The following is a 15373-nucleotide window of genomic DNA, read 5'->3' as shown; positions in this document are numbered from 1 at the left end:
AGGTGTGTCTCGCAGAACCCTGTTAAAAAGGTCGCGAAAACCGTGTCTGATCAGGTGTGTCAAGCCTTTATCGTATCCGTTATCTAAAACTGGTTTACCGCAAAGCGGGAAGCACTATTTTCAAACAAGGACGAAAGCAATCTCAGGTAATACATCCATTTATGGCCGTTTAAGGAGGTACTGAACTACTGTCCGCTTCTGTACAGCACTTGTCCAATAGTGGACAATTTAGCACCGGCTGATTTAGAAAAACCCCCTGTAAAGGCTTCCAGGCTTAGTTGGGAAGTTTGGCCCAGCATTTGTACGACAAATGCTATACTAATCATAGTCCCGTTGGTTATGAAACGAGCGTTTTTAGGGGAGTTGGAGGAAGTCGTCCTGCTGACAGTGGCTGCTCTGCAAGAGGCAGCGTACTGTGCCGCCATTACCCAGACCATTGACCAGCAGATGAACCGCAGCATCAGCTTTCCCACGGTCCACACCACCCTGCAGCGGCTGGAAGAAAAAGGGTTTGTCGCTTCTCAGATGGGAGGAGCCACCACCGACCGGGGCGGGCGCCAGAAACGCCTGTTCACCGTCACAGTGGCTGGACAACGGGCGCTGATCGAGTCTCGGCAAGTACGAAGTCAGTTGTGGGAACAGATTCCAACGCCAGTGCTACAACTATGGGGCGCTTAACCGATGAGAACGGGCGCCCAGCGCGGCCACCCCGCTGGGCTGACTGGTTACTGAGTCGCTTCTGCCCGGCTGGCCTGGAAGATGAGCTACAAGGTGATCTGCTGGAAATGTACGCCTACTGGGTAAAGACCGTCGGCTTGCCGGCAGCCCGCTGGCGCTATGCCCTGGCCGTCCTGCGGCTGATTCGGCCCTTTTCCGGGTCTACAAGCTCACAATCTCGTGACGATTCCCAACCCTTTAGTTTACATCCCACTATGTTACGCAACTACCTTAAAATCGCTTTTCGAACCCTGAGCAGAAACAAACTCTACACAGCCCTCAACATCGGCGGGCTTACGTTCGGGGTTACCTGTTTTTTGCTCATCGGACTGTACCTGTTCGATGAGCTGACCTTCGATCAACAACATCGTAACGCCAACCGAATTTACCGGGTCGTTGAGTATAAAAGCGTCAAAGGCGAGGCTACCACCGTTGCTGCTGGCAGTTATAAACTGGCCGCAGAATCCCGGAAAACTATTGCGGAAATTGAAAACACGACGCGCTTGGCCCGCATCGGGCGGGCGAATCTGATCAACCCCGAAAACCCGGTGAATTTTCAAGAAACCGTTACGAATGCCGACGAAAATTTCCTGCATATCTTTGATTTTCCTCTCGTGCTGGGCGATAAACATACGGCTTTAAAGGAGCCCAATTCAATCGCTATTACGGAAGAGTTAGCCATGCGGTTGTTTGGCACTATCCAGGTACTGGGGAAAACGCTCCGGTTTAGCCATATGGACGCTCCGCTGAAGGTGACCGGCGTTCTGAAAAATCACCCGCCCAATTCGAGTTTCGACTTCAATTTGTTGGTGTCTGAGGCTTCGTATCGGAATACTGATTATTACAGGCAGACGGTATCCAGTGATTGGGCGTCCACTGATTTTTCCGTGTATTTTCTTCTCAAACCCAATACAAGTTCCGAAACGGTTTCAGCTAAACTAACGAAGCTGGTGCTGGCCAACTTTAAACCCGAGCCAGGCACCATGCTGTCCTTTAGCTTACAGGCGCTAAAGGATATTCACCTCCACTCGGAAGGAATCATCGATGGCGCCCGCAATTCAAACGTGGAGGCCATTGCTCAGGGAAGTCCTTTTTACCTTAGAATCTTCTCGTTTATCGCGCTGTTCGTGCTGTGCATTGCCGGAATCAATTACATGAATTTAGCCACGGCACGATCTTCCAACCGCTTAAAGGAAATTGGCGTTCGTAAGTCGATTGGGGCTGAACGAAGCAATCTGGCCTATCAATTCCTGGTGGAAGCCCTGCTGATGACGACTTTTTCATTGCTCGTGGCCCTGGTGCTGGTTAATGTCATGCTGCCCTTCTTCAATCAGTTTGTCAAAAAACAACTTACGCTGGGGTTCAGCACTGATTACCGAATCTGGCTGATGACCTTGGCCGCTACCCTGCTGATTGGGGTGTTGTCGGGCAGTTACCCCGCCCTGCTGTTGTCGGGGTTCAAGCCGGCGCTCCTGTTAAAGGGAATGCAGTTCAACCAGCGGGGTAGCCTGAGTGTGCGCAAAGCCCTGGTGGTTTTTCAGTTTACCATTTCTACCGTGTTGATTATCGGTACCATTGTGCTCTATTGGCAGGTGCGGTTTTTGAACACGGCTAATTTAGGATTCAACAAAGATCTGCTGGTGGTTATTGATGTCAATACGGGTACCGCTCGAGACCGGTTCGAGACAATCAAAGCCGATATGGCCAAGATCCCTTCGGTAAAAAACGTATCGGTTACCTCGAGAGTCCCGGGTGAATGGAAAACGTATCGAACCGTTAAAATCAACACACAAGGAAAAGCACATGAACCCCAAATCGCTTATTTGATTGGGGCGGATAAAGACTTTCTCAAAACGTTTGAAATCAAACTTCTGGCGGGACGCAACTTTGTGAATCCAACGGATTCCACGTCGGTACTGCTCAATGAAACGGCGGCTCGCCGGTTGCATATTACCGAACCGTCCGACCAATTGGTGGAGATTCCAGCAATGTCAGGAGGAAGCGGGTTTCAGCCGGTTAGCCCCGACAATACGCCTTTCAAAGCGCGGGTCATCGGAATCGTGAAGGATTTTCATTTTCAGTCCCTGAAGACCAGGGTTGAGCCGTTAGTCCTGGCCTACAACCAAAATCCGATCCATGTCATTGACTATTACACGGCGCGTATTGATGCCCAGGGTATTTCTCAAACCCTGGAAAAGCTGAAAGCCGTGCTGCTGGAAGCCGATCCGAATGAGCCGTTTGAATATCATTTTCTGGATCAGCAACTGGCGCTCTTCTATCAGGAAGACGCCCGGCGCCAGACCCTGCTGATTGGCGTCGCACTAGCCACCATCTTTATCGCCTGTCTGGGCCTATTTGGCCTGGCCACGTATTCCGCCGAACAACGCATCAAAGAAGTTGGCGTACGGAAAGTGTTGGGAGCCAGCCCTGTCAACCTGGCCGCGCTGCTGTCGGGCGACTTTCTTAAATTAGTGTTAATGGCCAATGGAATCGCCTTTCCGATCGCCTGGTGGGCCGCTGACCAATGGCTACAGGGATATGCTTATCACATTGCCCTGGAGTGGTGGATGTTTGCGTTGGCGGGTCTGCTGGCTTTGCTCATTGCGTTACTGACGGTGAGTTACCAGGCCATTAAAGCTGCTTTAGTCAATCCAGTGAAGAGTTTGCGAAGCGACTGAGAAACCACTTGCAACAGGATCGGATGCAATGAACGTGGGGTCCGATTGTTGAAGAGAGAAAAAAATCTATCGGGACGGCTGAATTCAAGATTGACAGATTCGCAATTTATTTAAACCAAAAACAAAAAAGCACTTACATCGATTTGTAAGTGCTTGATTTTCAACGTGGGAGTTGACGGGTTCGAACCGCCGACCCTCTGCTTGTAAGGCAGATGCTCTGAACCAGCTGAGCTAAACTCCCTTTTTTTATTTCCTAACGGCCTTTTTTGTCGTCGTTTGGGAGTGCAAATATAGCGGCTTCAAAAGGCATTCTGCAAGCTTTCAGCCAAAAAAAAACAACTTATTTTGCAACCGATTCAGCGTCAGGCGGTTTATTCAAACGTTAAATACAACGTCACCGTGTGTGTTCGCAGTTTTTGAAGACCAATGTTGGCCGTGTTGCCCTGGTTTGGTTCAAAAAGATTGACCAGACCGTGCGAAAACCGGATCTCGGGTGCAAACTTGAAGAATTCGAAAAACTGCTCGAAACCGATGCCGTATTCCACCGTGAGGTCCCGGTTTTTGGTCAGCAGACGGCTTGCCCCGGCGGTTTCGCGCCGACGGACATTGGTTTCGATGCCGAGCGCCCCCCCGCCGACGAGGTACATCCGCGAATTCATCCGCCGTTTGGATTTGTATTTCAGCAAAACCGGAAACTCCAGCCAGGTCGATTCGCGCACTTCCTTGCGGCTGGTTCCGCCCGGATAGTTGTAGTCCACCGAGCGGCTGTAAAGCGATACGGCGGGCGTGACCCGAACGTCAAAATGCTCGCTCAAAATGGTGCTCATCACGAAACCAACCCGAAAACCGACTTTACTGGGCGAATAAAGCTGGTGCGCCGAATCCGCACTCACGTACGCATCGCTGTATTTGATGTTGAAACGGGTGGCGGGGGCCGCAAAGAAAAAACCGTACCGGATTGGTTTGTCGTCGTAATCTTCCAGGTGAATCCGGCGGTATTTCATTGACGATTGCGCCCGCAGGTCCGGGGCCAGCATCGCCAGCAGCAAACAAATCGCTAGACTTTTTTTCCGATGTAAATAGAGCAAATGCCAAATGTAAGAGGTATCCATTGTGTTTGCGTAAATCCTGCCTGCTCGAGAACCCGGATGAAATCAGGTCCGTCCGGAAACGCCTGCATCGACTCGGGCAGATACGTGTAGGCAGAAGCATCTTTCGACACCAACCGGCCAATCAACGGCAGAAAACGATTCGTATAAAAACTAAAAAATTGCTTGAATGGAAATTGGCGCGGTTTCGAAAACTCCAGAACCAGACAGGTGCCACCCGGCCGCGTAACGCGGTGCATGTCGGTCAGCCCTTTGAGCAGATTTTCAAAATTGCGTACACCAAACGAAACGATGACGGCGTCGAAAACATTGTCCGCAAAGGGCAATCTTTCCGAATCGCCGGAGCGAAGCTCGATTTTGTCCGCAACGCCGAGTTTTTGGATTTTTTCCCGACCAATGGCCAGCATACCTTCCGAAATGTCGACACCGGTTATTTTCTCGGGATTCAGCTTCAGGGCTTCGATGGCAAAATCACCCGTGCCGGTCGCAATGTCGAGGATTTGTCTGGGCGCCAGCGGCTGCAGCAACCGAATGGCTTTCTTCCGCCAGCTGATGTCGATTCCGGCGCTGAGAAGGTGGTTCAGCAAGTCGTATTTCGGCGAAATCGAATCGAACATCTCTTCGACCTGCTCGCGCTTGCTGGTATTTTTATCTTTGTAAGGAACGACGGCCATAACCTTTAGGCTGAAAAATTTCAGAATGTTGGATGGTTAAAAAGGGGAAGATGGTTAAAAGAGCGAATAACGGACCATTGGAACCATTCAACCATTTTTAACCATCCAACCATTGGAACCATAGATAACAAAGGTACGGCCCTTTGTCAGAAAGTTTGTGATTCGCTGCCAGATTCCGTAGTTTTCACGGACTATTTCTTCCCTTCATTGTTATGAACCGTTCTGAGTTTTTGAAAACATCGGCGCTGGCCGGTGCAGCGGTCGTCACTCGCCCGCTCATTACCCTCGCGCAGCAATCGACCTACCGCACGGCCCTGGTCGGAGCGGGCTGGTGGGGCAATAACATTCTGCGGTGCGCCATGCAGGCCGGACAATCGAAGCTGGTGGCCCTTTGTGACGTCGATCAGCGGCAACTGGCCAAAACCACGGCAGAATTCAGCAAACTGACCAGCGATAAGCCGAAAATGTACGGTGATTTCCGCGAAATGCTCGCCCGTGAAAAACCGGAGATCGTGATTGTGGCCACTCCCGACCACTGGCATCCGCTCATTGCCATCGAAGCCATGAAGCAGGGCGCACACGTCTACGTGGAAAAACCGGTCGGACATACGATCAAGGAAGGCCGGGCGATGGTCCGGACGGCGCGGGCAACCGGGAAAGTGTGCCAGGTTGGAACGCACCGGCGGGTTTCTCCGCACAACGTTTCCGGGATGGAGTTTCTGAAGTCGGGGAAAGCGGGTAAAATCGGTATGGCGCGGGCCTTCGTTCATTACGCGGGCGGACCGGGTCAGAAAGTGCCGGATCAGGAAGCTCCGAAAGAACTGGACTGGAATTTCTGGTGCGGACCGGCTCCGTTGCGGGCTTACAACCCTTCGATGCACCCACGCGGTTTCCGGCAGTTTCTGGATTACGGCAACGGCACACTCGGCGACTGGGGCATTCACTGGATGGACCAGATTTTGTGGTGGACGGAAGAAAAATACCCCAAAAAAGTCTTTACCACCGGCGGCCGCTCCATCAAAGAGGATAATACCGACGCACCCGACCATCAGGTGACCAGTTACGAATTTGAAGGCTTTACGGCTGTCTGGGAACACCGCACGTTTGCCGGAAATAATGCCGAAAAAACACACCCGCAGCAGGCCGTCGGAACCTACTTTTACGGTACGGAAGGAACGTTTCACATGGGCTGGCTCGACGGCTGGACGTTCTACCCGGCGGATTCGAAAAAACCGGTCATTCATCAGGATCCGCAACTGAACAAGCCAGACGATCAGAACATTGCGCAGCTCTGGGATAATTTCCTGCAAGCTATTAAATCCAAAACCTTACCCATTTCCGACATCGAAGTAGGCCACCGTTCTACCAATATGGCCTTGCTGGGTATGTTGTCGTATAAGCTGGGACGGAGTGTCGAATGGGATGGCGAAAAAGAATTGATCAAGGGCGATGCCGAAGCCAATAAACTCCTGAGCCGCGATTACCGGGGCGAATGGAAATACCCGGTTTAACGAATCAGCAGCCGGGCCGCGGATACCTAAAACAGCTTGCCCCCAAATGTAGTTATAGTAGAAGCAAGCTGTTATTTTCATGTCCGACTCAACCGATTCTACTGGTGATTTCGACCAGACCACCACAGGCCGGACTACACTTCGCTATCTGGCCCGTGCCATGCACACCGATCACCCGTCCGATGAGCCGTTCGTTTTGAACGAAACGGAACGGCAGGCTATTTTCCGGATCAAAGGCGCAACGATGCTGGTGGCTTCGGTGCTGAGTATGGTTGCTATCTGGGTGTTTTACCTGCCGCACGTGCTCTGGGCGAAATGGTTTGCCGAGACGCATACCGCTTTTGGCGACTGGCCACTGATCAGCATTCTGTTTGCGGTTTTGGTCCTTTACCTGCTGCTTCATGCCTTGATTCTGCTCCACACCGGTGCGGTTCGGCTGATTGAAATGACGTGTCAGTTTCCCCGGTTTCACGATTCGGCTTACGCCCGGCACATGAACCAGCTGGCCGAAAATGCGAATCAGCGCGGTTCGTTCCGGCTGCGGTTGACTCCCCGGCCTTTGCTGCCCTGGACGTTGTCCGGTTTTTTACTGACGGTTTTGCTGTTGATTCTGGTCAGTAACGGCATGCTTCAATTGGCGATACGGTTTTGGGGCGGAGAGGCTGTCTCCCCGGTTACGGCCGTTCTGATTAGTTCGCTGGTGACTGTGGGCTGGATTTGCTGGGCGACTTTTCGCATCCTGAAGCATGCCCAAATCCGGGTGATGGCTCCGCTGACTATCCGGCAATTTATCAATGAACTGGCCGAAGAATTTGGGCGCGAACCGACCTTCCGGCAATTGCTTCCCGGCGTGCTACAACAGGCTGCGGTTTCACCGAAACCCGATAATTATCCCCATCTCATACTGGTTGAGGCCATTAGCAACCGGTTTTCATCCGAGCCGGTGGGAGCAGCTCCGGCCGGAAACAACTTATTGCTGCAACAACTGGCCAACTGCCCGAACACCGTTCGGCACGGATTGGAGCGGTTTTTTATTTTCAGTATTCTCATCGACGGTCACCTGTCGTCGCTGGAGCGTAAACGACTCCTGGAATTGCAGAATGCGCACGTCCTGACGGTTTCGGAAGCCGACGTGAAAGCGATGTGCAGAAATTTTGTGAAAGGGGACGGGTTGTGGGTGTAATTTCGGAAATTCGTTCGCAAATAACCCTTTTCGATGAAAGCCTTCCTGACCCTGATGCTGGTGGCTGCAGCCTTCGTTTCCACTGCCCAGCAACGCCCTAAAAAAACGGTTTCCATTATTTTAGATACCGACATCGGACCCGATTACGACGACGTAGGCGCAATGGCGGTTTTACACGCACTGGCCGATAAAGGCGAAGCCCGGCCGCTGGCGGTGATTGCTTCCAATAAACACGAGCTGGTGGTACCGACGATCGACGTGCTGAACACCTACTTTGGCCGTCCGAACCTGCCAACTGGCGTTACCAAAGGGCCAGGCGTGGTGGATCCGGCCTGGCAAAAATGGCCCGAAATGCTCGTTGCTACCTATCCGCACAAAATTCAGTCGAGCAACGACGCGCCCGATGCCGTGACGACGTACCGCCGGATTCTGGCCAAACAACCCAACGGCAGCGTTACCATCGTAACCGTAGGTTTCCTCAGCAATATGGCCAATCTGCTGGATTCCAAACCGGATCAGTATTCGAAACTGGACGGAAAAGCGCTGGTGAAACAGAAGGTGAAAGAGCTAGTGTCAATGGCGGGTGCTTTTCCGAAAGGGCGGGAATTCAACGTCTACAAAGACTCGGTGGCTTCCGAAAAGGCGTTCGCCAACTGGCCGACGCCGGTTATTTTCAGCGGTTTTGAAATCGGAAAACAAATCAAAACCGGTCCGCGGCTGGTGGCTAATCAAGCGTTGAAAAGCCCGGTGAAAGACGTTTTTGCCCTCTGTATGCCCAAAGCGAAGCAGGATAACGACGGCCGGATGAGCTGGGATCAGACGGCGGTTTTGGTCGCGATTCGGGGCGTAGAACCGTATTACGGCCTGAAACGCGGTCGGTTTGTTATCAACGGCGGCAACAATTCCTGGCAGGACGACCCCAACGGAACCCACTATTACCTGACGGAAAAAATGCCGGTTGCGCAGGTAACCGAAGAAATTGAAACCCTGATGATGCACCAGCCTACGAAAAAATAACGAGGAGGGCGAAAAAAGCTAGTTGGATTTTTTTGTGATCCGGGTCTGCAAAAAATTGCACGATGTTTGCTAAATTTGAAGTACCCATCGTACTAAGCAACCCGAATGAGACAGATTTTCACCAACCTCGCCGGCCGGATTCAGCTTCGGATTACCCGTTTTGGAATCAAGGAATGGATCTTGATGATCTATTTCTTCGTTCAACCCATTGTCTGGCAACAGTCGGTCGACGGGTTTGATTACGCCTGGCATTTACTGCAAATTGCGAGCTTATTTGCCACTGCCGACATTGCTGAACACATTATCGGCTTGTTTCAAAGCCAGGTCGAAAGCCGGAAATTGCTGACCCGCATCAAAGAATGGGGTCTGATTATTTCGGCCGTTGCCTTTCTGATTTTACTCGTTGAAAGTATTGTAATCGGGTTGTAACGATTGTTTACAACCCGATTAGCATTTATCAGCGACCCGCGTCGCCCACAGTAGTTTTTTTCAGCGGTATTTTCTGGTCGCGCATGGCTGCGTTGTACACAAACGAGGCTACAATGGTGGATGCCTGCTTCAGATCGTCGGCAATCAGGTGATCGTAGGTGTCCATATTCGTGTGGTGCGTGCGCGTGCTGTACTCGATGCCGTCCTGAATAAAGCCAAAACCGGCCAGACCCGCCCGATCAAACGACACGTGATCGGTTCCTCCACTGCTTTTGGGAGCGATGGTTGCCGCCCCTAAATCGTGGAAAGGCTCCAGCCATTGCGCAAAAATCGGTCCGGCCGCCGTGTTATTCTGCAGGTAAATACCCCGGATTTTACCGGTTCCGTTATCGACGTTGAAATAAGCTGCCAGTTGTTCTCCTTCTTTCGTGAGTTTGCTGGGGTTGGCCGGATCAACGAAATGCTTCGTTACGTAATTTTTGGAACCGTGTAAACCCTGCTCTTCTCCGCTCCAGAGCGCGATCCGAATCGTCCGGCGGGGTTTCAATCCCAGCGTTTTGATGATCCGAACGGCTTCCATCATGACCGAACAACCGGCCGCATTGTCCGTCGCGCCCGTGGCCGAATGCCACGAGTCGAGGTGGGCGCCGAGCATCACTACTTCATCTTTCAGCTTGGGGTCCGACCCCGGTATTTCGGCAATGACATTGTAGCCTTTCGTATCGTTCGTGAAAAATTTGGTTTTCACATCCAGTTCCAGCTTCACCGGAATCCCGGCTTTGGCCATCCGGCTCAGCGTCAGATAGTCTTCCACCGAAATGGTGAGGTCGGCCAGTTCGTCGTGCGCCACCCCACTGGCGGCATTGGCAAAATCACCGCTGACGAACAGCGTGCCGTCTTTGCTCAGTTGCGAGGTGTTCAGAATCGCCAGCGCACCGCCCTGTTTGGCCAGTTTGCGCATTTTCTGGTTGAACGCATTCCGGGTCCGCATGGACGCAATCAGGCTGCGGTACGACGAATCGCCACGGGCGGCCGATTCATCTTTCGACATTTTTACGAGGTCTTCTTCGGTAAACCGCCTGGCGTCGGGATTAAAAGAAGGGCTGATGGCAAAGGGTTGATGAAGCAGAATGACTTTGTTTTTGAGTTTGTCGCGGTACGATTCCAGCGCCGTCGTGTCCGACTCGTCGATGTACAGAATATCAGCCTGTTGCAGGTTGTTGGTTCCGCCACTCCAGGCGCGCGGCACAGCAATAATGGTTTTGTAATACGGAGCCGTCATGGCCAGATAGCTGCGTTCGAGGGCCCAGCCTTTGCCCCATTCACCCCAGGGTTCGAGTTTCGCGTTTTGCAAGCCCCACTCGGCCAGCTTGTTTTTCGACCAGTTGGCGGCTTTCATAAAACCGGGTCCCTGCAGGCGCGGGCCGTTGACGTCCGTCAGGTAAAAGGCGGTTTCCATCACTTTGGAGCGCGTCAGCCCCTCTTCCCGGATTTTCTTGACCACGGCTAAATCCGGTTTGTCATTCTGTCCGAATGCCACCAGCGAAAAACCGGTCAGTACACATAAAAGCAACAATTGCCTTTTCATAAAAGAAACGTTTAGGTTGTGTTACTAAAGTACTCATTTGAGCCACGAATGTCCATTCTAATCGATTGATTGTTTGCTAATTACAATTCGATCTATGAATAATTAAGTGTGGAAATTAACTATTCTTTATCATTAAAAAGTATGACTGCCTTTTTGCAGTTGATCAATTGTAAAAAGACAGTTATCTTTGTATCTACTTGTTTTTTCTTATGGCTACATCAACTCAGTTATCCGGTCAGTCCGCTTATCCCCTTTATCCCATATCCGGTTTTGCCATTATTGACCAGGCCGAGAAAGGAGTTGCCGCGAGCCGGGTTGACCAGGCTGCGCGTTTGCTGGGGTTGTCGCTAAAGGAAATGGCAGTGATTTTGCAGATAGCCGAACGAACTTTACACCGGTTTCGGCAGGAGGGACGTTTGGATACGCAAACTTCCGAGCGGCTTTTGCTACTGGAAAACCTGGCGGCTCATGGCTTAAAAGTGTTTGATAGTCAGGCTGATGATTTGGCCGATTGGCTAAGGCATCCCCTTCGCGAATTGAAACACAAAGCTCCGCTGGAGCTTCTGCATACGATTAGCGGTTTTACATTGGCCGATGACGTGTTAACGCGCATTGAGCACGGTGTTTTCTCCTGATGTGACAGATTGCTCCACACTCTTCTATGTTAGTTTACCGTCTGTACAAAAGTGAATACATTGCCGATCCTTTATCGGGCGAAGGGGCACGTAAAGCGGGTGGGCGCTGGAATCCGAAGGGGTATCCGATTCTATACACGGCGGCTACTCCGGAACTCGCGTTGGTAGAAGTACTGGTTCATTTTAATCCGAAGAAGATACCCCGGTTTCATTTATTGGTCCTGGAAATTTCCGGGAGCATACAAACCACCCTTTTACAGGATTTACCGGCAGACTGGCAGTCGGATGAGCAATATGATCGGCTGCAAAACCACTTGCTGGATTGGTTGATAGAGCCAACTACGGTAGCGGTTTCAGTGCCATCGGCCATTATCACGCGCTCAACCAATTATTTAATACACACACTTTTTCCGGGCTTTCGGGATGAAATCAAAATCATTGAAAACGAGCCTTTTCTGATCGATTCCCGGCTGTATGAAGCGCGGTAAACACATAACTCTTTTGTGAGATCAGTAACTAACCGGGCTGCCGGTTCCCTCTTGCTGCGCTTTTTTGATCTGTTTCAAACCTTCCTGAATCAAACTGAGCACAATGACCCAGCCGAGCACGCCCAGCAGGATGTGTTTGAATTGAATACCGAAAATGGACGGCAGCAGCGGCAGATCGAAACCCGCATTCCAGAGCATGTGCATCACCACCACGAGCAGAAAGAGCCGGATAAACGATTTTTCCTGCAACAATTCCCACCGAAATTTGCCGAATCCTTTCAGTCGCCAGACCGCAGCCGCCGTGATGGCCGTCCAGATAATGTGACCAAACGGAGCCATAATGCCCCGCACCACGATGTTACCAAGCGCCACGTCGACTGAACCATACTCCAGTAAGGCGACAAAGGCGTAACCCGCTGATTCAAAGGCGGCAAAGCCTGTTCCGACGGCTGCGCCAAATAGTAAACCGTTCAAAATCCAGGGGAATTTCTGCTTGTTCCGCATCAGTGCCAGAACCGTCAGCAGCTTTCCGGATTCTTCCACAATACCAGCGCTCGAAGCCCCCAACCAACTGGACAGAAAACCGACGTTGCTGAAAAAGAGCAGGGAAATCAGAATGGATAAAATACCGCCCGTAAACAGCAGTTTGACGGTTTGGTACAGCGAGACATTCTGGGGCGCGTTCATTTCCCAGAAGAAAATCAGGCAGGCAAACGGGACCGCAAATGCACCGATGAACAATAAACCGGGAATGACGATGATGTTACTGAATTGGGCGGCACCGATGTATAAACCCCAGAAAATCAGCAAGGAAGCCGTGGCCATCCGGCCAAAAAGCCAGGGCTGGGGCCAGGTGGCAGCGATGCTCGAAAGGGGTGGAGTGGTTTCGCGCGTGCCAACGGTAAACGCTTTTTCGATGTCGTCGTCCGTTCGTTTCTCGCCGATGCGGGCAAAGATGGCTTTCAGGCTAAAATCCTTGTCGAGCTGATCGATCCCGGCAAAATTGGAAAACCGCTGGTAGGGTTCAGCAAACTGGTTTTCGGAAGTGGCAGATGGGTGCGATTTCGTCAATCGCCAGAGGGACGTTCCGATCTGGAGACTGTCAACTCCAAGCGTAACCGCTCCGGCCATTCCGGGCGCGCCATTGAGTCGAATGTATTGATTGTCAACCGTGTGGAACTGAACCTGGTTTCCGTCAAAAAACAGATTCAGGTGCTGATCAGCTACGTACGGATCATCGAGTCGGTAGCTGCTCTGGTTGCCACTGCCCAACAGCAAACGCAACTGGGGCGATAAGGCAATGGTTTTTCCGGCATCCGGACCGGCATAACACTGAAAAATGAATAGATCGGGCGGTAGAGAATGGGTATGCATAGCACGACTGAGCTACGAGCTTGCTGACTGAGTTATCTCTTTTTGGGTGATTTCGACGTTCTGAATGCGCTTATCATCGGCCGAAAGAACCTTGAACGTAAATCCGGAGTAGCTCACCTCATCGCCGGTTTGGGGTACGCGGGTGAACAATTCCAGCAACAAACCGCCCAGTGACTCACTTTCGCCTTTGACTTCGTCAAAATACGAAATATCGACGTTCAATACGCGGCAAACGTCCGTCAGCAGAATTTTTCCTTCTATCAATACCGTCCGCTCATCGATCCGCTGAAACGGAATGGGTTCTTCTTCGTCGAATTCGTCGTTGATGTCCCCAAAAATCTCCTCAATGATGTCTTCCAGCGTAATCAGTCCGCGTGTGCCGCCGTATTCGTCCACAACAATGGCCATGTGGACCCGCCGTTTCTGAAAATCCTGCAAAAGATCATCAATTTTTTTGGTTTCCGGAATGAAAAAAACCGGTCGGATCAGCGTCTGCCATTGAAACGAATCGTCGCTGTCGAGGTGGGGTAGTAAATCTTTGAGATACAGAATTCCTTCAATTTCATCCAGCGAGGCTTTGTAGACGGGCACCCGCGAATAACCGGACTGACTAATCTGCGCCATCAAATCCGTAAATGTCAGCGTTTCGCTGAAAGCCGTGATATCGACCCGCGACCGCATGGCCTGTTTAGCCGTCAGATTGCTGAAATTGACAATGCCTTTGATCAGTTCGCGCTCTTCCTGGGTTGATTCACTGCTGGTTAGCTCAACGGCATGATTCAGTTCTTCCATCGAAACCTTGTAACCCCGACGGCGGATGCGCTGATCGATCACATTCGTCAGGCTCACCAGCAAAACCGATAGCGGCCGGAACAGCATCGACGCCAGCGCCACGAGCGGGGCGGTTCGCCGAGCCACTGACAGACTGTTCTGGCTGGCATATACTTTCGGGATAATTTCCCCGAACAACACAATCGTCAGCGTCAATACGACCGTTAAACTGGCCAGGACCCAGCCGGAAGTAGGGTCGAACTGGGTCAGTTTCCAGACCAGGTACGTAACGATGACAACAATGGCGAGATTTAATAAATTATTGAAAATCAGGAGGGAAGCCAGCAACCGCTTGGGCCGGTCGAGCAGATTCATGATCCGTCGTTCGGCTGCGCTGTCGCTGTTGCGGCAAAACGCACGATCGTCGGAGGAAAGGGAGAAAAAAGCGGCTTCCGAAGCGGAAACAATAGCAGCCAGTGCCAGTAACACAATCAGAATGCCCGCATAAGGGCCATAAAAACTAAGATAAGTGCTCCAGGTATCGACCTGGAGCACCGGCGGATCACTATCCATGTAGTTGCTTATTGGTGAACAAAAGCGCGGGTCTAGAACGGTAAATCGTCGTCACCTGCGTTATTCAGATCATCGGGTACCGGTTCCGGTTTCCGGGCTGCCGGAGCTGCCTGCCGGGCCGGAGCGGGTGCCGGTTGGGGCGCTGCGGGGCGCGCAGGGGCGGGAGCTGCCTGCTGCCGGGGCGCCGATACGTCGGCCCGCGGAGCGGATTCGGCGTAGGATTCTCCGCTGTCGCTGCCACCGTCCTGACGGCCACCGAGGAATTGGAACGTAGTTGCCCGAACCGTCAGCGAGAACCGTTCTTTGCCTTCGCGGTCGGTATACGATTCGGTTCTCAGACGGCCTTCAACATAAATCTGATTTCCTTTTTTGACGTATTTTTCAATGGTTTTTGCCTGGTCATTCCAAACTTCGACCCGAAACCATTCAGTTTGGTCGACTTGCTCTCCGGTGCGGGTGGTGTAGCGTTCGTTGGTGGCAACGCTGAATTTGGCAACAACCGACCCGCCATCGAGGTAGCGTACTTCGGGATCATTGCCCACATTGCCAATCAGAATCACTTTGTTCATACTTGCCATAAAACCGTAAATAAAATGATGAATGGAGACTGAATTACTATAAGTAAA

General features: G+C 51.7%; 14 protein-coding genes and 1 tRNA gene. 8 read left to right on the top strand and 7 right to left on the bottom strand.

Going from position 1 to position 15373, the window contains the following annotated elements; translation table 11 throughout:
* Positions 1-339: 339 nt before the first annotated feature.
* Together GJJ30_RS02740 and GJJ30_RS02735 are read left to right on the top strand one after the other, a co-directional pair.
* A complete protein-coding gene (locus tag GJJ30_RS02740; RefSeq protein WP_154172887.1) occupies positions 340-678 on the top strand; it encodes a PadR family transcriptional regulator in 339 nt (112 codons plus the stop codon).
* Positions 666-3395, top strand: a complete 2730-nt coding sequence (locus tag GJJ30_RS02735; RefSeq protein ID WP_154172885.1) for an ABC transporter permease — start codon at positions 666-668, stop codon at positions 3393-3395. Before GJJ30_RS02740 ends, GJJ30_RS02735 begins: the two co-directional genes overlap by 13 nt.
* Positions 3396-3561: 166 nt before the next feature.
* Here the strand turns inward: GJJ30_RS02735 and GJJ30_RS02730 are convergent.
* The 3 genes from GJJ30_RS02730 to ubiE all read right to left on the bottom strand — a co-directional run bounded on the left by GJJ30_RS02730 (position 3562) and on the right by ubiE (position 5178).
* Positions 3562-3636: transfer RNA gene (locus GJJ30_RS02730), tRNA-Val, on the bottom strand.
* Positions 3637-3766: 130 nt separating this feature from the next.
* Positions 3767-4507, bottom strand: a complete 741-nt coding sequence (gene porT, locus GJJ30_RS02725) for a type IX secretion/gliding motility protein PorT/SprT (RefSeq protein ID WP_229312913.1) — start codon at positions 4505-4507, stop codon at positions 3767-3769.
* Entirely contained in the window at positions 4453-5178 is a 726-nt protein-coding gene (gene ubiE, locus GJJ30_RS02720; protein WP_154172883.1) for a bifunctional demethylmenaquinone methyltransferase/2-methoxy-6-polyprenyl-1,4-benzoquinol methylase UbiE, read from the bottom strand. The genes porT and ubiE overlap by 55 nt, the downstream gene beginning before the upstream one ends.
* A gap of 212 nt (positions 5179-5390) precedes the next feature.
* On the opposite strand from ubiE, the gene GJJ30_RS02715 reads away from it, so the two are divergent.
* The 4 genes from GJJ30_RS02715 (at position 5391) to GJJ30_RS02700 (ending at position 9318) form a co-directional block, all read left to right on the top strand.
* Positions 5391-6689, top strand: a complete 1299-nt coding sequence (locus tag GJJ30_RS02715) for a Gfo/Idh/MocA family protein (protein WP_154172881.1) — start codon at positions 5391-5393, stop codon at positions 6687-6689.
* A 79-nt stretch (positions 6690-6768) separates the two neighbouring features.
* Positions 6769-7872: an LBF_2804 family protein gene (locus GJJ30_RS02710; RefSeq protein ID WP_154172879.1), complete on the top strand. Its 1104-nt coding sequence runs from the start codon at positions 6769-6771 to the stop codon at positions 7870-7872.
* Positions 7873-7905: 33 nt separating this feature from the next.
* Positions 7906-8889: a nucleoside hydrolase gene (locus GJJ30_RS02705; protein WP_170299103.1), complete on the top strand. Its 984-nt coding sequence runs from the start codon at positions 7906-7908 to the stop codon at positions 8887-8889.
* A 105-nt stretch (positions 8890-8994) separates the two neighbouring features.
* Positions 8995-9318 carry a hypothetical protein gene (locus GJJ30_RS02700; RefSeq protein WP_154172877.1) on the top strand — a complete coding sequence of 108 codons (324 nt, stop codon included), beginning with the start codon at positions 8995-8997 and terminating at the stop codon, positions 9316-9318.
* A gap of 28 nt (positions 9319-9346) precedes the next feature.
* On the opposite strand, the gene GJJ30_RS02695 is transcribed toward GJJ30_RS02700, so the two are convergent.
* Positions 9347-10906 (bottom strand): M20/M25/M40 family metallo-hydrolase, encoded by a 1560-nt coding sequence (locus tag GJJ30_RS02695; protein WP_154172875.1) that lies wholly within the window; start codon positions 10904-10906, stop codon positions 9347-9349.
* 209 nt (positions 10907-11115) lie between these two features.
* Between GJJ30_RS02695 and GJJ30_RS02690 the strand changes: the two genes are divergently transcribed.
* Both GJJ30_RS02690 and GJJ30_RS02685 read left to right on the top strand, forming a co-directional pair.
* Positions 11116-11541: an Xre family toxin-antitoxin system antitoxin gene (locus tag GJJ30_RS02690; protein WP_154172874.1), complete on the top strand. Its 426-nt coding sequence runs from the start codon at positions 11116-11118 to the stop codon at positions 11539-11541.
* A 26-nt stretch (positions 11542-11567) separates the two neighbouring features.
* Entirely contained in the window at positions 11568-12029 is a 462-nt protein-coding gene (locus GJJ30_RS02685) for an RES family NAD+ phosphorylase (RefSeq protein ID WP_154172872.1), read from the top strand.
* Positions 12030-12050: 21 nt separating this feature from the next.
* Here the strand turns inward: GJJ30_RS02685 and GJJ30_RS02680 are convergent, their stop codons facing one another.
* The 3 genes from GJJ30_RS02680 to GJJ30_RS02670 are packed head-to-tail and all read right to left on the bottom strand — an operon-like array spanning position 12051 to position 15325.
* Complete coding sequence (locus GJJ30_RS02680) at positions 12051-13403, bottom strand: PrsW family glutamic-type intramembrane protease (protein WP_154172870.1); 1353 nt, start codon at positions 13401-13403, stop codon at positions 12051-12053.
* Between the two features lie 12 nt (positions 13404-13415).
* A complete protein-coding gene (gldE, locus tag GJJ30_RS02675) occupies positions 13416-14747 on the bottom strand; it encodes a gliding motility-associated protein GldE (RefSeq protein ID WP_154172868.1) in 1332 nt (443 codons plus the stop codon).
* A 32-nt stretch (positions 14748-14779) separates the two neighbouring features.
* Positions 14780-15325, bottom strand: coding sequence for a single-stranded DNA-binding protein (locus tag GJJ30_RS02670; protein WP_154172866.1), 546 nt, complete (start codon positions 15323-15325; stop codon positions 14780-14782).
* Positions 15326-15373: the final 48 nt, after the last annotated feature.

This window comes from Larkinella terrae (assembly GCF_009668025.1).
Lineage (GTDB): Bacteria > Bacteroidota > Bacteroidia > Cytophagales > Spirosomataceae > Larkinella > Larkinella terrae.
The sequence above is the reverse complement of the archived record's forward strand: the minus strand, read 5'-3'. Positions and strand labels throughout refer to the sequence as shown.